The 18,190-nt window shown below is 68.2% G+C and carries 10 protein-coding genes; 5 read left to right on the top strand and 5 right to left on the bottom strand.

The genetic code is table 11. The annotated features are described in order from the left end of the window. Positions 1-55: 55 nt before the first annotated feature. The gene (locus tag QRN16_RS13140; RefSeq protein ID WP_285187587.1) at positions 56-685 is read right to left on the bottom strand and encodes a TtfA family protein; all 630 of its coding nucleotides are present in this window, start codon (positions 683-685) and stop codon (positions 56-58) included. A 214-nt stretch (positions 686-899) separates the two neighbouring features. Between QRN16_RS13140 and QRN16_RS13135 the strand changes: the two genes are divergently transcribed. After that, entirely contained in the window at positions 900-6,368 is a 5,469-nt protein-coding gene (locus QRN16_RS13135; RefSeq protein WP_222633152.1) for an ATP-binding protein, read from the top strand. 82 nt (positions 6,369-6,450) lie between these two features. On the opposite strand, the gene QRN16_RS13130 is transcribed toward QRN16_RS13135, so the two are convergent. Further along, positions 6,451-7,311, bottom strand: coding sequence for a hypothetical protein (locus tag QRN16_RS13130; protein WP_285187317.1), 861 nt, complete (start codon positions 7,309-7,311; stop codon positions 6,451-6,453). A 118-nt stretch (positions 7,312-7,429) separates the two neighbouring features. On the opposite strand from QRN16_RS13130, the gene QRN16_RS13125 reads away from it, so the two are divergent. Continuing rightward, entirely contained in the window at positions 7,430-8,836 is a 1,407-nt protein-coding gene (locus QRN16_RS13125; protein WP_027506428.1) for an amino acid permease, read from the top strand. 18 nt (positions 8,837-8,854) lie between these two features. Here the strand turns inward: QRN16_RS13125 and QRN16_RS13120 are convergent, their stop codons facing one another. Both QRN16_RS13120 and QRN16_RS21845 read right to left on the bottom strand, forming a co-directional pair. Beyond that, positions 8,855-10,387 carry an HNH endonuclease signature motif containing protein gene (locus QRN16_RS13120; protein WP_285187316.1) on the bottom strand — a complete coding sequence of 511 codons (1,533 nt, stop codon included), beginning with the start codon at positions 10,385-10,387 and terminating at the stop codon, positions 8,855-8,857. A gap of 32 nt (positions 10,388-10,419) precedes the next feature. Further along, the gene (locus tag QRN16_RS21845) at positions 10,420-10,515 is read right to left on the bottom strand and encodes a hypothetical protein (RefSeq protein ID WP_502944003.1); all 96 of its coding nucleotides are present in this window, start codon (positions 10,513-10,515) and stop codon (positions 10,420-10,422) included. Positions 10,516-10,795: 280 nt separating this feature from the next. Here QRN16_RS21845 and QRN16_RS13115 point away from each other — a divergent pair, with 280 nt between their 5' ends. From QRN16_RS13115 to QRN16_RS13105, 3 genes are all read left to right on the top strand, one after another. After that, positions 10,796-12,391: an MFS transporter gene (locus QRN16_RS13115; protein ID WP_222638862.1), complete on the top strand. Its 1,596-nt coding sequence runs from the start codon at positions 10,796-10,798 to the stop codon at positions 12,389-12,391. 65 nt (positions 12,392-12,456) lie between these two features. Then, positions 12,457-14,229 (top strand): EAL domain-containing protein, encoded by a 1,773-nt coding sequence (locus QRN16_RS13110; protein ID WP_285187315.1) that lies wholly within the window; start codon positions 12,457-12,459, stop codon positions 14,227-14,229. Positions 14,230-14,251: 22 nt separating this feature from the next. Further along, positions 14,252-15,427, top strand: a complete 1,176-nt coding sequence (locus QRN16_RS13105; protein WP_285187312.1) for a GTP-binding protein — start codon at positions 14,252-14,254, stop codon at positions 15,425-15,427. Between the two features lie 10 nt (positions 15,428-15,437). Here the strand turns inward: QRN16_RS13105 and clpB are convergent, their stop codons facing one another. Beyond that, positions 15,438-17,984: an ATP-dependent chaperone ClpB gene (gene clpB, locus QRN16_RS13100; protein WP_285187311.1), complete on the bottom strand. Its 2,547-nt coding sequence runs from the start codon at positions 17,982-17,984 to the stop codon at positions 15,438-15,440. Positions 17,985-18,190 lie beyond the last annotated feature (206 nt).

Genomic DNA, 18,190 nt, shown 5'->3' with positions numbered 1-18,190 from the left:
GCGCACGAGACTAACGGGTGAGGTTCCTCACGGCAGCACGTGGCTGATGAAACGATCAGTCGTCGCGTCCGGGTGCTGCGCGGCGTCGCGAGGGCGGCAACACGTGCAGAAGGCCGGACAGGCGGGTGACGGCGTCGATCGCGGCGTCCCAGTCGCGTCCCGAACTGCCCACCGGAACGGTGCCCAGCGTCCACGGACCCTCGCTCCACAGCAGCTGCACCACATCGGGCACCGAGTGCGTGAAGGCGACCATGCGCTGGTCACAGACTCGCCGTGCCACGTCGAGGTCGGTCGCGAAGATGATGCGCGGACCCAGCGAGCCGAGGAGCTGCATGTCGGCATCCTTGGGCGGCGGCGTCGTGCGGGACCGCAGATCGAGGTCGACGTCGGATCCCACCTCGCGGCGCACCGCCACGACGGTCGCGGCGTCCTCGAGGTCGAACAGGACGAACTCCTCGCCGCGTCGCACACCCTCGACCACGTCGACGGCACCGAGGAACTCCTGGTTCGCCATGGCCGCGCGCGAGAAGGTCGACGGCAGGTCGGGATCGGCGGGAACGTAGTGGTAGCCCTGCGCTTTCGCCCAGATCTGACGCACCCGGCCCTGCTGTCCGCGGCGGGCGCGATCGATGTACAGCAGTGCCACCGCACCGAGGAGTGCGATCAGAGCAAGGCCGAACCACATCGCTGTCATCGCTCTCCACTGTACTTTTCCCGGGGCACGGCGCCGTCGTCGGCCCATCGTGTCATTACCCGCCGGTATACCCGTGGGTAGCGCATCGCCACAGGTCAGTGACCGATCACGACCCTTTCGGGCGTTGGTGAGATGTACTCGCCAGTACGCTCGTGGACCGTCACACTGGCTCGGAAGACACTTTCCCTTCGAGACGGCGGAGCGCATGTTCACACGCATAGCAGTAGTCAACCGAGGCGAAGCAGCTGTTCGCCTCATCCGAGCGGTACGCGAGCTGAACAACGAATCGCGGTCCGCCGAGCCTCTGCGCGTCATCGCTCTGCACACCGACGCCGAGCGGAAGGCGATGTTCGTCCGCCAGGCCGACGAGGCCGTCACGCTCCGCAAGACGGGCGTGCAGAACCCCTACCTCGACTACGTCGAGCTCGAGCGCGCACTCGTCGAGGCCCGCGCCGACGCCGTGTGGGTCGGCTGGGGCTTCGTCGCCGAGGACCCGACCTTCGCCGACATCTGCGCTCGCCTGGGCATCACGTTCATCGGTCCGTCCGCTGCCTCGATGCGCTTGCTCGGCGACAAGGTCGAGGCCAAGATCCTCGCCGAGAAGGTGGGCGTCCCGGTCGCGCCGTGGAGCGGTGGTCCCGTCGAGACCCGCGCCGATGCACGTCGGCACGCCGCCGCCATCGGTTATCCCCTGATCATCAAGGCGCGCAGCGGCGGTGGCGGTCGCGGTATCCGCAAGGTCTTCGCCGAGGACGAGCTCGAGCTCGCACTCGAGCGCACCCAGGGTGAGGCCGAGCGCTCGTTCGGCGACCCGGTCGTCTTCCTCGAGCGGCTCGTCACCGAGGCGCGCCACGTCGAGGTCCAGGTCATCGCCGACACCCACGGCAACGTATGGGCACCCGGCGTCCGCGACTGCTCGATCCAGCGTCGCAACCAGAAGGTCATCGAGGAGTCCAGTTCGGCCGTTCTGACCCGGGAGCAGGCCGACGAGCTGCGCGCCGCCTCCGCGGAGCTGGTCCGCGCCGCCGGGTATCACGGCGCCGGCACGGTGGAGTACCTCTACCAGCCCGAGCAGAAGATCTTCACGTTCCTCGAGGTCAACACGCGCCTGCAGGTCGAGCACCCCATCACCGAGGTGACGACGGGCCTCGACCTGGTCAAGCTGCAGATCCTCGTCGCGGGCGGCCACGTGCTCGAGGGCGACTGCCCGACCGAGTTCGGTCACGCCGTCGAGGCACGACTCAACGCCGAGGACGCCGACAACGGTTTCGCACCGGCGCCCGGCACCGTCCGGTTGCTGAAGTTCCCGCTCGGATCGGGCCTGCGCGTCGACACGGGCATCGCCCAGGGCGACGTCATCCCGCCCGACTACGATTCCATGGTCGCGAAGGTGATCGCCTGGGGCCGTGACCGTTCCGAGGCCCTCGCCCGGCTGCGCACGGCGCTTCGCGAGACCACAGTCGTCATCGACGGCGGCACCACCACGAAGTCGTTCCTGCTCGACCTGCTCGACCGCGAGGAGCTCATCGACGCCACTGCCGACACCGGCTGGCTCGACCGCACCGGCGCGGGCACCGCGGAGGGCCCCACCCGCGTCGCCGACGTCGCACTGATCGCCGCGGCCGTCGACGCCTACGACGCTGACGAGGCCCGTGAGCGCGCCAAGTTCCTGCTGTCCGCCCGCGGCGGCCGTCCCCGCGCCAGCCACGACATCGGCCGCACGGTCGAGCTCAACTACCAGGGCCAGGGCTACCGCCTGACCGTCGGTCAGGTGGGACCGCACCGCTACCTGGTCGCGGTCGACGACCACGAGATCACCATCGACATCGAGCGGCTCGGCACCTTCGAGCGTCGCGCCGAGATCGACGGCACCCGCTACTCCGTCGTCACCGTGCCCGGCCCCGCCGGATATCTCGTCGAGGTCGACGGCGTGAGCCACCAGATCAGCCAGGACGAGGCCGGCCTGGTGCGCGCACCCGCCCCCGCTGTCGTCGTCGCCGTGCCGGTCGCCGTGGGCGACGAGGTCGAGGCGGGACAGACGCTCGTGGTCCTCGAGGCCATGAAGATGGAGACCGCGGTGCGCGCCGCCTCGGCCGGCCGGGTGAGCGAGGTGCTCGCCGTCGTCAACGCACAGGTCGACAACGGCGCGGCGTTGCTGCGCGTCGACCCGATCGGTGAGACGGCCGCCGCCTCCACCACCGCCCGGGTCGAGTTCCGCTCGCCGTGCGGCGACGCCGACCGCGACGACCGCATCGACGCACTGGCCCGTCTCGACGAACTGCGCGCCCTCCTCAGCGGATTCGACGTCAGCGCGTCCCGTGCGCTCGCCACCATCGCCGAGTACGACGCTCTGCGCGGGGCACTCCCGCGCAAGGACGGCGAGCTGGTCCGCGCCGAGCTGGACCTGCTCACCACCTTCGCCGACATGTGCGAGCTGACGCGTAACCGTCCGACCATGGACGAGGAGGGCACCGACGAGCGCGTCCACAGTCCGCGCGAGCACTTCCACGCGTTCCTGCAGTCGCTCGACGCCGACGTCCAGGGCCTGCCGGACGAGTTCCGCGACAAGCTGGCTCGCGCACTGCGGCACTACGACAAGAACGATCTCGATCGCGGCACCGATCTCGAGGAGGCCGTCTACCGACTCTTCCTGGCGCAGCAGCGCATCGAGAACCAGGTGCCGGCCATCGCGGCGCTCCTCGATCGGTGGATCGCCGACCCGTCGGTCGCCCCCGACGCGGACAGCGCCGTCGGTGAGGTGCTCGACCGCCTCGTCGTCGCGACCCAGGTGCGGTACCCGGTGATCGGCGACGTCGCCCGCAACCTCCGTTTCCAGTTGTTCGACGAGCCGCAGATCCGCAAGGCGCGCGAGCAGGTCTACGACGGTGTCCGCGGCAGTCTGCAGTACCTGGCCGAGCGGCCCGACGCCGACGATCACCAGGAGCGCATCGACGCCCTGGTCGCCACGGAGGAGCCGCTCGTGGAGCTGCTCTCCCAGCGCATGTCCGACCCGGGCGCCCTGCTCGAGGTGATCACCCGCCAGTACTACGAGATCCGTGACTTCGAGGACGTGAAGGCCTTCGATCGCGAAGGGCAGCACTATGTCTCGGGCACCTTCACCCTCGTCGGCGGCAAGGTCAACCTGCTCTCGACGATGACCGATCGCGCCGGCCTCTCGTCGACGCTGGTGGCGCTCACCGAGACCGCGGGGCCGGCACCCGAGAACCTCGCGGTGGATCTGTACCTCTCGTGGCCGACAGCTCCCGAAGACGGCGACCAGGTGGTCGAGGAGCTGCGCACCGAGATCGCCGCACACCCGGCGACCACGTCGTGGCGTCGCGTCACGGTCACCGTCTTCGGACGCGGCACCGGCATCTCGCGCCAGGTGACGTTCCGGCCGCAGGCAGGCGTTCTGACAGAGGACGTCTCGCTCCGCGACCTGCATCCGCTCACCGGTCAGCGACTGGACCTGTGGCGCCTCAAGAACTTCGACGGCACCCGCATCCCCTCCGCACCCGGCACGTACCTGTTCGATCTGGTGGCGAAGGACAACCCCAAGGACGAGCGACTGGTCGCCCTGGCCGAGATCCGCGACGCCGCAGTGCAGTTCGACGCCCAGGGCAACGTGGTCTCGGTTCCCGCCATCGAGCGCACGCTCTCCGCGTGCCTCGACGGCATCCGCCGCGCCCAGGCTCGCCGCGGCAACCGCCGCCTCGACCACAATCGCGTCGTCCTCTACGTGTGGCCGGTGCTGAACCTGCCGCTCGACAAGCTGCGCATCGTGGCCCGGCATCTCGCGCCGCTCACCGTGGCCGCCGGTCTCGAGGAGATCACCATGATGGCCCGCGTCGTGGTGCGCCCCGGCGCGGAGCCCACCATGCAGGCCCTGCGCTTCTCGTACCGACCCGGTACCGGAGTGGTCACCAAGATCACCGACCCGCCCACCGAGCCCATGCGCCCGCTGGACACGTACACGCAGAATGTGCAGCGCTCGCAGGCACGCGGCACCGTCTACCCGTACGAGCTGATCCCCGTGCTGACCAAGCGCGACGGTTCCTTCGTCGAGTACGACCTGGACGAGTCCGGTGCGCTGCAGCCCATCTCGCGTCCGTACGGCCAGAACACCGCGGGCATCATCGTGGGCCTGGTGTCCACGCCGACGGCGCTCTACCCGGAGGGCATGACCCGCGTCGCCCTGTTCGGCGATCCGACCAAGGCGTTGGGCACGGTGGCCGAGGCCGAGTGTGCGCGCGTCGTCGCCGCGATCGACCTGGCCGAGGAGATGAACGTCCCGGTCGAGTGGTTCGCGCTCTCCTCCGGCGCGACCATCTCCATGGGCAGCGGCACGGAGAACATGGACTGGGTGTCGCGGGCTCTGCGCCGCATCATCACCTTCACGCAGGCCGGTCACGAGATCAACGTGATCGTCGCGGGCATCAACGTCGGCGCGCAGCCGTACTGGAACGCCGAGGCCACGATGCTCATGCACACCAAGGGCATCCTGGTGATGACGCCGGAGAGCGCGATGGTGCTCACCGGCAAGCAGTCCCTGGACTACTCCGGTGGCGTCTCCGCGGAGGACAACTTCGGCATCGGTGGCTACGACCGCGTCATGGGCCCCAACGGGCAGGCGCAGTACTGGGCTCCGAACCTCGGAGCAGCGTGCGACGTCCTCTTCGCGCACTACGATCACGCGTATCGCGCACCGGGAGAACGCTTCCCGCGCCGCACGACGACCGTCGACCCGGTCGACCGCGACGTGCGGACCTACCCGCACGTCCACCCGTCGAGCGACTTCAAGACCGTCGGCGACATCTTCTCCTCGGCCACCAACCCGGAGCGCAAGAAGCCGTTCGACATCCGCACCGTCATGCGCGCCGTGGTCGATCAGGACCACGCCGTGCTCGAGCGGTGGGCCGACATGGCCGACGCGGACACGTCCGTCGTCTTCGACGCCCACCTCGCCGGTTACCCGGTGTCGGTGATCGGCATCGAATCGCGCGCCATCTCGCGCAAGGGATGGTTCCCGTCCGACGGCCCCGACCAGTGGACATCGGGAACGCTGTTCCCCCGCTCGTCCAAGAAGACGGCCCGTGCGATCAACGCCGCCAGCGGCAACCGCCCGCTGGTGGTGCTGGCCAACCTGTCCGGCTTCGACGGATCACCGGAGTCGCTGCGCAACCTGCAGCTCGAGTACGGCGCCGAGATCGGCCGTGCCATCGTCAACTTCGACGGACCGATCGTGTTCTGCGTGGTCTCCCGGTATCACGGCGGCGCGTTCGTGGTGTTCTCCGGAGCGCTCAACGAGAACATGGAGGTGCTGGCCGTCGAGGGATCGTTCGCGTCCGTCCTCGGTGGTGCACCGGCCGCGGCAGTGGTCTTCACGCGAGACGTCAACAAGCGCACCGCATCCGACCCGTCCGTCCGCGATCTCGAGGCACGCATGAACTCCTCCGAGGACGACACGGAGCGGGCCCGGTTGCAGGTGGAGCTGTCGGCCACCCGCACCGCGGTGCGCTCGGAGAAGCTCGGTGAGGTGGCGTCCGAGTTCGAGGCGGTGCACAACATCGAGCGAGCGCGGACCGTCGGTTCGGTGCACCACATCGTGGCGGCCGCCGAACTGCGCCCGCAGATTGTCGCGGCGATCGAGCGCGGAATGGCCCGCCAGGCCTGACCTGATCGACAGAGAGACACCCTCCCCCGCGTGTGCGAGGGAGGGTGTCTCGCGTTCGGTGGTGTCGGTCGACGCCCCGGCGTCAGTTGAAGCCGATACCGGCGCTGACGATGACCTCGGCGGTGATGGACCCGTCGGCCAGCGGGGTGCCCTGCACCACGATCGAGGTGCCGGGCGCGAGGTCCGCCACCGTGGCGGCACCGAGCGCGAGGATCTGCGTGTTCGCGTTCGTCACCACAGTGACGGTGGACCCGCCGATCCCGTCCATGACGATGGTGGTGCCGTCGTTCGAGATGATCGTGCCCACGGAGGCCCCCTGGGACCCCAGCGCCTCCCCCACTCCCCCGGGAATCTGCTCCAGACCCGGCAGCGAGCCCAGCGGCGGGACGCTCGTCGACGGCGGCGCCGTGGTCGTGGGCGGGGCGGAGCGCGGCGTGATGGCCGGCGCCGCGGTGCGCGAGGACGACGTCGAGTCGTACAGCAGATAGGCCCCGGTGCCGATGAGTGCGATCACGACGAGCGCCGCCACGACGATGAGTGCGGTCTTCGGACCGCGCGGGGGCTTGCTGTCGCCGTTCTCGAGGAAGGGCGCCTCGCCGTACTGGTTCTGCTGGTACTGGTTCTGCTGGTACGGGGGCTGCTGGTACGGGGGCTGCTGGTACTGGGGATAGCCCTGCGTCGGGTAGCCCTGCTGCTGCGGATGACCCTGCTGTGTCGGGTAGCCCTGAGTCGGATACTGCTGCTGCTGGGGGTAGCCCTGCTCGTACGGCGGTTGCTGGGCGTACCAGTCGCCTGCCGGGAGCGCCTCGGTCGGGTTGTAGCCGGACTGCCCGTAGGCCTGGCCCGGATCCGACGTGTGACCGGGAGTGCCGAGGTACTCCGTCGGCTGGTCGCGGTCGCGAGCCGAGTCGTCGTTGTCGCGCGGTCCGGTCGGCGTCGTCATGACCTCAGGATAGTCCCCGAAAAGACCGGGCAAATCGGACGAGATGTGCCGTGCGCCGGGCACCGAACCGACCGTTGTGATCGACTCGGAAGGTTCGCATCTCACGAGGAGAACTGACATGTCGATCGACAACAAGGACGCGGACCCAGTCAGCGCGACCGGACAACCCGGCGCTCTGGGAACCAGCCTGAAACCACGTCACATCACCATGATCTCGATCGCCGGTGTCATCGGCGCCGGACTGTTCGTCGGATCCGCGACCGCGATCAACCTGGCCGGCCCCGCCGTGCTGTTGTCGTATCTGTTCGCCGGCATCCTCGTCGTCCTGGTGATGCGCATGCTCGGGGAGATGGCGACCGCCAACCCCGACACCGGGTCGTTCTCCACGTATGCGACGCGCGCGCTCGGCCATTGGGCCGGGTTCTCCGTCGGGTGGCTCTACTGGTGGTTCTGGGTGCTGGTCATCCCGGTCGAGGCCACGGCCGGTGCGCTGATCATGTCGTCGTGGATCGGCGGTGACCAGTGGATCTGGGCGCTCGCCATCACGCTGATCCTCACCGTCACCAACCTGCTGAGCGTGGGCAACTACGGCGAGTTCGAGTTCTGGTTCGCGCTCATCAAGGTGGTCGCGATCATCGGGTTCATCGCGCTCGGCGTGCTCGCGATCCTGGGTCTGCTGCCGGGCAGCGACGTCAGCGGGGTATCGCACCTGTGGTCGGACGGCGGGTTCATGCCCTTCGGTTTCGGTGCCGTCATCGCCGCCATGCTCACGACGATGTTCTCGTTCATGGGCACCGAGATCGTCACCATCGCCGCCGCGGAGTCGCCCGATCCGAAGAAGGGCATCACCCGCGCGGTCAACTCGGTGATCTGGCGCATCATGATCTTCTACCTCGGCTCGATCTTCATCGTCGTCGCCCTGGTGCCGGCCGCGGAGCTCGACGCCGAGACCGGCTCGTACCAGTTCGTGTTGGGGCAGATGAACATTCCGCACGCGGACCGCATCATGGACGTCGTCATCCTCACCGCCGTCGCCTCGTGCCTGAACTCCGCGCTGTACACGGCGAGCCGCATGTTGTTCTCGCTGTCCGAGCGTGGCGACGCCCCCGCGGCGGTACGCAAGGTATCGAGCCGCGGCGTGCCCTACGTCGCCGTACTGGCCTCCACCGCACTAGGATTCGTGGCCGTCGTCGGCAACTACGCGCTGCCGGAGAAACTGTTCGGGTACCTGCTCGCGACCACCGGTGCCGTGGCTCTCTTCGTGTACCTCGCCATCGCGGCCAGCCAGTTGGTGTTGCGGCGCACGCTCGACCGGGAGGGTCGCCGACCTCCGGTGCGCATGTGGCTGTATCCGTGGCTGACGTATCTGGCGATCGGCTTCATCGTCGTCGTCCTCGTGATGATGGTGATCATGCCGGAGCAGCGGACGGCCATCGGCTTCTCCGCGGTGCTGGCAGCGGTCACCGTGGTGGCCGGTGTGCTGCGTCAGCGACGCGTGACCGCCGCCGAATCCGCGCGCGTCTGACAGCCCCGCCACCGTCGTTCAGAACGGTGGCGGGTCGTCGATCGCTGCGGCTTCTCGAGCTCGGCGGTTGCGTGCCCGTTCAGCGCGTCGCCGCGCATGAACGGCCGCAAGGCGAGTGCGTCGTCTCGTCGGTGGCGACTCGGTCCCGGGCGGCGGGTGCACCACTGGGTCGTCTAAGGTGACGTCGGCCAGTTCCGGGTGGAGGTCGTATCCGTTGTGAGCCGGACCGGGAACGGTGCGACCCTCCGGGGTGGTGACGGTCGAGAGGACTCTGCCGGGTAGCTCCGGGTCGGGGTACTGATCGTCGAGGAAGTCGGTGAACGTCTTCAGAGTGTGGTGAAAACGGCACTTGCCGTTGAGATTCACCGCCGTGGTCTGTCCACCGGCGGCCGGGTCGTCGTGGTCGTACTCGGTCACGTGGTCGAGGTCCGCCGTCACCGCCGGGTTGTTGCATCCGGGCCACGTGCAGTACTGGTCCCGGGCACGGACGAACGTCTCGAGTGCCGCGCTGGGCCGATACGGGTCGGCCGGCTGATGGGCTGCGGGCGTCGCGTCCATCCGTCGACGCACGGCATCGGAACGGTTCGCCAGATCCCGCAGGTGGTCGGGCGAGATGACACCGTGACCGTGCAGGAAGCCGGAGCGGCCGGAGGTGTCGGGGGCTGCACCTTCCGGGCTCGATGCAGCTGCGGTGACCGCATCCAGGGTGGCCGCGTCACCCACCACGTGCACGACGACGGTGGTCGCGCTGATCGAGTCGGGGTCGGTCTCCGTGTGTGTGCACGTGGGATCGCCGCACTGACAACCGAATCCGGTGCCGGTGACGAGTGCGAACAGTGCGTCGGACGCGCGAGCGTTGCGGCTGCGCGGATCGCGCGAGCAGACGTTCGCAGCAAGAGCCTCGACACGGGTTGCGACGAGCAGCGCGTCCTCGGCCGCCAGGGTGGCACCGACGGCCGCCATGCCGTCGGGAGCGTTCTCGACCCAGAAGGAGCGATTCTCCTTGGCCTTGATGCGCCTCTCGCGCACCGCATCAGGATCATGACGATGAACGATGCAGTCGATCATGTCCCGCAGCCGGGTGTCGGACCACGAACGGCGACGCCGAAGGGCGGCAGCGATCTCGGCGTCGACCTCGTCGGCGTAGTCGCGGCCGTCCACCAGATCGGTACGAGTGACGATGGTGTGCAGGTGTTTCGGCGCGAGCAGCCCGTCCCGCAGACACTCTGCGACACGCGGCAGGCGATCGCGCAACACGAGGGCGCGAAAGAGAATGCCGTCGGCGGCACCCTGACTGACGGACAGCACGGTGGCGATGCGGGCGGCGCACTGTGTCGCCGCGTCCAGGCGTCGGCGGTCCGAGGCCTCGACCGGCGCGACGATCAGGGCGTGGAGGTGCGCGGCCGCCCGGTAGCGAGTCCACTCCAGGAAGCCGAGGCCGGCGGTCGCGTGAACGACGGTGTCCAGAGCCTCCTCGATCGACGCATCGGTCAGCGCCACCGGAAGGCCCATGGCCTCCGGATTCTGCTGCGCCCACCCCGACTCGAACATGTGTGCGAAGATAACAGGAGCCACCGACACCGTCAGAAATGTCGACGAGCGAGGTCTGCCGCCAGTTCCGCGATGCGTGTCCGCGCCTCGTGCGGCTCCACCACCTCGAGGTGATCGGCGAACTGCAGCAGTTACCGTACCCCCTCGATGGTCGAGTATCTGATCGACGTCTGCGACCAGCCGTACCACGAGTGTCCGGCCGAAAACGTCGTCGATCCTCGACGCCGGACCGGGTAGGTCGCCGACCCGGGTAGGTCGCCGACCCGGACGGCAACCTCGTCCGAGTCGCCCCCGTCGACCGACCCGAGCGTGACGGCCACCACACTCGATTGACCGTGACGCAGCGACACAGTTACCTTCTGTCCACCTTCTATGCGCTACCGCATAGAACCGACGGAGCGGGGTTCCATGGCACTGCATCAGGCACCACCCACCACCTCGCTGTCAGGGCGAGGCCGCGCGCTGGCGCTCCTCGTCATCTGCGCGGCCGAGTTGCTGGTGGTCCTCGACAACACCATCGTCAACGTCGCGCTGCCGTCCATCGGCGTCGAGCTCCAGACCTCGATGTCCGGCCTGCAGTGGGTGGTCGATGCCTACACACTGACGTTCGCCGGCTTCCTGTTGGCGCTCGGGCACTTCGGCGATCGGTACGGACGCCGCCGCGTCATGATCATCGGCCTGCTCGGGGTGGCGGCACTGTCGGTGGTGGGGGCGCTGTCGGGTGACCTCGGTCAAGTCATCGCGGCACGCGCGGTCATGGGCGTCTTCGCGGCGGCAGTGTTCCCGGCGACGCTGGCCATGATCATCACCATCTTCACCGACCCCCGTGAGAAGGCACTGGCCATCGCCGCCTGGACGGCCATGGCCGGCTTCGCCATCGCGATCGGTCCGACCGCGGGTGGCTATCTGCTGGAACACTTCTCGTGGCACTCGGTCTTCTGGATCAACGTGCCCGTGGCACTCGTCGTGGCCCTCGCCGCTCGGGTTCTGGTCCCGGAGTCGCGCGCCGAGCACGTCGGCCGCTTCGACGTCGTCGGACTCGTGTCCTCCTTGGTGGCGATCACGGCACTGGTGTGGACGATCATCGAGGCCCCGCATCGCGGATGGCTGTCGGCCACCTCCCTCGCCGGCTACGCGCTCTCCGCCGTGGCGATCGCCGGCTTCCTTGCGTGGGAGAAGCGCACGGCCGCTCCGGTTCTCGATCTGACTCTGTTCGCGAACCGTCGCTTCTCGCTCCCGGCCCTGTCGATCGCCGTCGGCTACTTCTCCATGTTCGGCTTCCTGTTCATGATCACCCAGTACTTCCAGGGCGTCCGTGAGTACTCACCGCTCGAGTTCGGCCTGCACTCACTGCCGTTCGCGGTGGCCGTGGGCGTGGGCGCACCGATCGCCACGCTGATCGCTCAGCGCTTCGGTGCCACCGCCGTCATCGTGCTGGGACTGCTCATCGTCAGTACGGGGATGGCCATAGCCGGCCAGACCACCGTGGACACGCCCTATGTCGGCCCGGTATTGCTGTCGATGGTCCTCATGGGACTGGGACTGGCCGTCGTCCAGGGACCCGCGACCGACTCCATCATGTCCGCAGTCGACCTGGACGGCGCCGGCGCCGGGTCGGCGGTCAACGACACGACACGCGAGATCGGCGGCACACTCGGTGTGGCGGTACTGGGTTCGATCGTCGCCTCGGTCTACTCCGCGCGGGTCACCCCCTTGGTCGATGCGGTGCCCTCGTCGCTGATGACGGACGGCGAGAAGGGTTTCGCGTCCGAAACCGTCATCGCGGTGATCGAGATGGCGAAGCGTCCCACGCCGTCGCTGTTCGAACAGCAGAAGGCGGAACTGATTCTGGCGATGAAGTCCGCAAGCCTCGAGGGATTCCAGTTCGCCTCGTACGTCACGGTGTCCGCGTGCCTGGCGTGCGCCGTGGCCGTCGCGATCTGCATGCCGTGGAAGCCCGCCGCCGACTCGGTTCTGGCCGCAGCACGAACTCGCCGCCGGTAGTCTGACGTCGGAGTGTGCTGATTCCCAGCGCACTCCGGCGCCGCAGACCGTCGAAACGAGTCGTCGTGAGATCACAGCGGATCAGTCCTGATCCGGTTCTGTCGTTTCTCGCGTTGACGCCGAGACCAGCAGAACGATCTCGCGCCGTCATCGCGGGCATCACGGTGCTCGTCGGCGTCGCCGGCCTGCTGCTCCTGCCCTCCGACGCCCTCCGACCGGGCGGCGCGGTGTGGATACTTCTGTTCTCCGCCACGACCGTTCCCGTCGCGGTCGCCTGGTTCACGACCACGCGTCCGAGGCACTTCGAGACCGCCTACGTCGTCTACGCCGACGTGGGCGTGCTCACCGTCGTGACGATGTACGACTCCGCGTTCCTGTCGATGCCGGCATGCGCCGTACTGGTGCTGGTCTCCCTGTTCGCAGCGGCGTTCACCGACACCCTCACCCTCACATTGCATGTCGCCTTCTCTTGCGGCCTGCTCGTCGTGCTCGCCGCCGTCTCGGTGGAGCAGGGCACGGAGATCTGGCTCGTGCTGTCACGCACGCTCGCGCTGATGAGCATGTTCGCCACGCCCTTCGTCATCCGCATGTACGTCTCCTACCTCCGCCGACAGGTCGAGGCCTCGCAACGCGATCCACTCACGGGGTTGCTGACGCGACGCGGGCTCTACAACCGGGTGACGTCGCAATCGCAGTCCGTGCAGAGTCGCCGCACCGCTCTCGGCGTCTTCGTCGAGATCGCCGACTTCGCGGACGTCGAGCAGCGTTTCGGCCGCGGCTCGGGCCGGGAGGTGCTCGAGGAGATCGCCGAGCGGCTCACCACCGAGGCTCCGGCGGACGCCGTCGCGGCACGGTTGAGCACCTCGCAGTTCCTGTGTGTACTTCTCGTCGGTCCGGACGGTTCCGCCGATCGCGCGATGCGAGATCTGGCCACCGGACTCGAGAGCACCCCTCTGCGCAGCGCACCGGTCACGGTTCTGACGGGCTCGGTGGCGGAGACCGTCGACCCGCATGCCGACGTGGGCACCACCCTGCACCACCTGATGACGCGCGCGGAGGCGACGATGCAGCGTCGCCACGCCAGTCGGGCGTCCGTGTCGGCGGACCTCCGCGACCGCATCGCGGCGCTCATCGCGTCGGGCGGCCCGAGCATCGTCTTCCAGCCCGTCTGCACCACCGACACGGGAGCCGTCGTCGGCTACGAGGCATTGTCGCGATTCCCCGACGGGTACGGCTCACCGCAGACGTGGTTCACCGACGCGTCGACCGTCGGCCTGCGCGTGGACCTCGAACTCAGTGCCATCCACGCGGCGATCACCGCGTCCAGCGTGCTGCCATCGGGCGCCTTCGTGGCGGTCAACACCTCGGCGGACACCATCCTGTCCAGCGATCTCGCCGCGGACCTGATCGGGCGCGGTGACAGGGGCAGGCGCTGGATCGTGGAGGTGACCGAACACGACCGCATCGACGACTACGACGGGATGGGCGTCGCCGTCGAGATGTTGCGCTCGGCGGGCGTCCTCATCTCGGTGGACGACGTGGGAACCGGCTACTCGGGCCTGCGCCAACTGGTGGAACTGCGTCCCGGCGTGGTCAAACTCGACGCCTCGATCGTGCGCGGCATCGACACCGACCCCATGCGTCGTGCCGCCGCCGTCAGCATCGTCACGTTCTCTCGGGAGATCGGTGCCGTCTGCATCTTCGAGGGCGTGGAGACCGCCGAGGAACTCGCCACGGCGCGCGAGGTGGGAGCGGATCTGGTGCAGGGATACCTGCTCGGCCGCCCCGCACCCGCCTCGGAACTGCTCGTGAGGGACACCCCCCACCCGACTTCTTGATGACAATGATTATCATTACGGCATGGCACCTCTGCTCCCCGTCACCGTCCTGTCCGGCTTCCTCGGCGCCGGCAAGACCACCATCCTGGAACACGTGCTCGCGAACCGGCAGGGTCTCAGGGTCGCGGTCATCGTGAACGACATGAGCGAGATCAACATCGACGCGAGGCTCATCGACGGGTCGGTCACCGGGTCGACCACGCTGGTCCGCACCGAGGAGCGGCTGGTCGAACTCACCAACGGCTGCATCTGCTGCACGCTTCGCGACGACCTCATCGAGACCGTGGGCACGCTGGCATCGGCAGGCGACATCGACTACCTGCTGATCGAATCGACAGGTGTCTCCGAGCCCATGCCCGTCGCGGCGTCGTTCGACTGGGTCTTCGAGCCCCGAGGGTTGGAGCCGCAGAGCGATGCGCCCGTCAGCCTCGGCACCCTGGCCCGCCTGGACACGATGGTGACGGTCGTGGACGCCTCCACCTTCCTCACGGAGATCTCCCGCGGCGACACACTCGACGACCGTGAGCTCGATGTCGCCGAGGGTGACGAGCGATCCATCTCGGACCTCCTCGTGGACCAGGTGGAGTTCGCCGACATCGTGCTGATCAGCAAGACGGACCTCGTCTCCGACGCTCTCGCCGGAGCCACCGACGCCGCCGTGCGACGGCTCAATCCCCGCGCCGAGGTCGTGCGCACGATCAACGGGGTCATCGACCCCGCCCGAATCCTCGATACCGGTCTCTACGACCCCGAGGCCGCGCTACTCGCCCCGGGCTGGGACGACGAGCTCACCGGCACCCACGTGCCGGAGAGCGAGGAGTTCGGCATCTCGAGCTTCGTCTACACCGCCGACCGGCCGTTCCACCCCACGCGCCTGAACCGAACACTCGACCGGTTGCACGATGTGTTGCGAAGCAAAGGTTTCTGCTGGATCGCGTCGCGACCGGACCGGGCGGCGGTGTGGTCGCAAGCGGGCCCGAACCTCACCATCGACGGTGCGCAACCGTGGTCGGAGATCGACGTTCCGGCCGGCCAGGAGATCGTTGTCATCGGAGTACGACTACGCCCGGACATGGTTCGTGACCTTCTCGACACCGCACTGCTGACAGACGCGGAGGTGACAGCGGGTCCGGACGCCTGGAGGGGCTATCCGGACCCGTTGCCCGAGTGGACGATCGATGTTCACGTGCACGGTTGACGCGTCGATCTCAGCTCAGCTCGAGCGTCGCGCCGTCCTCCGACGTGTCCACCGTGACCGTGTCACCGTCGACGACCTTGCCCGCCAGCAGCAGCTTGGCCAACTGATCGCCGATGGCCTGCTGGATGAGGCGACGCAGCGGCCGGGCGCCGTACTGCGGGTCGTAACCCCGTACGGCCAACCAGAACCGGGCCGACGGCGTGACGTCCAGCGTGAGTCGACGAGCCGACAGGCGGCGCTGCAGTTGCAGCAGCTGGATGTCGACGATGGACTGCAGCTGCTCCTCGCTCAGGGCGTCGAAGACGACCACGTCGTCGAGCCGGTTCACGAACTCCGGCTTGAATGCGCTACGCACCGCCGCCATCACATGGTCCCTGTCGCCACCCGCACCGAGATTCGAGGTGAGGATCAGGATCGTGTTGCGGAAGTCCACCGTTCGGCCCTGACCGTCGGTCAGACGGCCCTCGTCGAGCACGGCGAGCAGGATGTCGAACACGTCCGGGTGCGCCTTCTCGACCTCGTCGAACAGCACCACTGTGTACGGCCGACGACGCACGGCCTCGGTCAGCTGACCACCGGCCTCGTACCCGACGTATCCGGGCGGGGCACCGACCAGTCGAGCCACCGAGTGCTTCTCGCTGTACTCGCTCATGTCGATGCGGATCATGGCACGCTCGTCGTCGAACAGGAAGTCCGCCAACGACTTCGCGAGCTCTGTCTTGCCGACGCCCGTCGGTCCGAGGAACAGGAACGACCCGGTGGGCCGGTTCGGATCGGACACCCCGGCACGAGCGCGGCGCACCGCGTCGGACACGGCCTGGACCGCGTCGTCCTGACCGACGACACGCCTGCCCAGCTCGTCCTCCATGCGGAGGAGCTTCGCCGTCTCACCCTCGAGCATCCGGCCCGCGGGGATACCGGTCCACGCCGCGACCACGTCCGCGACGTCGTCCGGACCGACCTCCTCCTTCAACATCACGTCACCCCGGGGAACGGTGGCCGCGGTCTTCTCCGCGAGCTCCTTCTCCAGCGACGGGATGCGTCCGTAGCGCAGCTCCGCGGCCTTGCCCAGATCACCGTCGCGCTCGGCCCGCTCGGACTCGCCGCGCAGCGCTTCGAGCTGCTCCTTGAGGTCGCGCACCGAATCGATGGCGTTCTTCTCGTTCTGCCAGCGCGTGCTCAGTTCGGCCAGCTTCTCCTTGCTGTCCGCCAGCTCACCGCGCAGCTTCTCGAGACGGGTCTTCGACGCGTCGTCGGTCTCCTTGGCCAGCGCCATCTCCTCGATCTCGAGTCGGCGCACGACACGCTCGATCTCGTCGATCTCGACCGGACGCGAGTCGATCTCCATGCGGAGGCGGGACGCGGCCTCGTCGACGAGGTCGATGGCCTTGTCCGGCAGGAACCGTGAGGTGATGTAGCGATCCGACAGTGTGGCGGCGGCGACCAGGGCGGAGTCGGTGATGCGCACACCGTGGTGCACCTCGTACCGCTCCTTGAGGCCGCGCAGGATGCCGACCGCGTCGTCCACGGACGGCTCACCGACCAACACCTGCTGGAACCGGCGCTCGAGTGCGGCGTCCTTCTCGATGTACTTGCGGTACTCGTCGAGCGTCGTGGCGCCCACCAACCGCAGCTCACCACGCGCGAGCATCGGCTTGATCATGTTGCCCGCGTCCATGGCGGACTCGCCCGTCGCGCCCGCGCCGACGATGGTGTGCAGCTCGTCGATGAACGTGATGACCTGGCCGGCCGAGTTCTTGATGTCGTCGAGCACGGCCTTGAGCCGCTCCTCGAACTCACCGCGGTACTTGGCGCCCGCGACCATCGATCCCAGGTCGAGCGACACGACGGTCTTGCCGCGCAGGCTCTCCGGGACGTCGCCGGCGACGATGCGCTGCGCGAGGCCCTCGACGATCGCGGTCTTGCCGACGCCGGGCTCACCGATGAGCACCGGGTTGTTCTTGGTACGGCGCGAGAGCACCTGCACCACACGACGGATCTCGGTGTCGCGACCGATGACCGGATCGAGCTTGCCGCTGCGTGCGGCCTCGGTGAGGTCGGTCGAGTACTTCTCCAGAGCCTGGTACGTCGCCTCCGGGTCCGGGCTCGTGACGCGGGCACTGCCACGCACGGTGGTGAACGCCTCGCGCAGCGCCGCCGGTGTCGCCCCGTTCCTCTGGAGCAGCGTCGCGACATCGGAATCGCCCGTCGAGAGTCCGACCACCAGGTGCTCGGTCGAGACGTACTCGTCGTCGAGTTCGGTGGCCAGCTGTTGAGCGGCGGTGATCGCGCCCAGCGCGTCACGTCCGAGCTGCGGCTGGGTGGTGGAGCCGGTGGCCGACGGCATACGGTCCACCAGAGTCTGCGCCTGCGAGCGGATCGCGCTCGGGTCGACGCCGACAGCCTTCAGCAACGGCGCGGCGATGCCGTCCGTCTGGTCGAGCAGTGCGACGAGCAGGTGAGCCGGCCGGATGTCCGGGTTGCCCGCTGCGGATGCCGACTGCAGTGCAGCGGTCAACGCTGCCTGGGTCTTCGTGGTGGGAGTGAACGAGTCCACCGGTCACCTTCCTTCGGGTCGAACGGGTGTGTCGACGAGAACAACCTTAGTCGACTTGAGTCTATTCCGCTCAAGTTTGTTGACGCCGCATCACGCAGGAGGGCGCCGCCCAGCGCGCTGGCCGTGACCGGACACGACCACTACTCTCGGACACACCACTCGCGCACGAACCCGTCACCCGCCACGACTATCGAAGGTGCCCATTG

Origin of the sequence: Rhodococcus sp. MEB041 (assembly GCF_030208955.1) — a bacterium.
Taxonomy (GTDB): Bacteria; Actinomycetota; Actinomycetes; order Mycobacteriales; family Mycobacteriaceae; genus Rhodococcoides.
This window is presented reverse-complemented; position numbering and strand designations above follow the sequence as displayed.

Coding starts and splice junctions, on each gene's coding strand:
- QRN16_RS13140 (WP_285187587.1), bottom strand. CDS start 685: ATGTGGTTCGGCCTTGCTCTGATCGCACTCCTCGGTGCGGTGGCACTG.
- QRN16_RS13115 (WP_222638862.1), top strand. CDS start 10,796: ATGGCACTGCATCAGGCACCACCCACCACCTCGCTGTCAGGGCGAGGC.
- QRN16_RS13125 (WP_027506428.1), top strand. CDS start 7,430: ATGTCGATCGACAACAAGGACGCGGACCCAGTCAGCGCGACCGGACAA.
- QRN16_RS13120 (WP_285187316.1), bottom strand. CDS start 10,387: ATGTTCGAGTCGGGGTGGGCGCAGCAGAATCCGGAGGCCATGGGCCTT.
- QRN16_RS13105 (WP_285187312.1), top strand. CDS start 14,252: ATGGCACCTCTGCTCCCCGTCACCGTCCTGTCCGGCTTCCTCGGCGCC.
- QRN16_RS13135 (WP_222633152.1), top strand. CDS start 900: ATGTTCACACGCATAGCAGTAGTCAACCGAGGCGAAGCAGCTGTTCGC.
- QRN16_RS13130 (WP_285187317.1), bottom strand. CDS start 7,311: ATGACGACGCCGACCGGACCGCGCGACAACGACGACTCGGCTCGCGAC.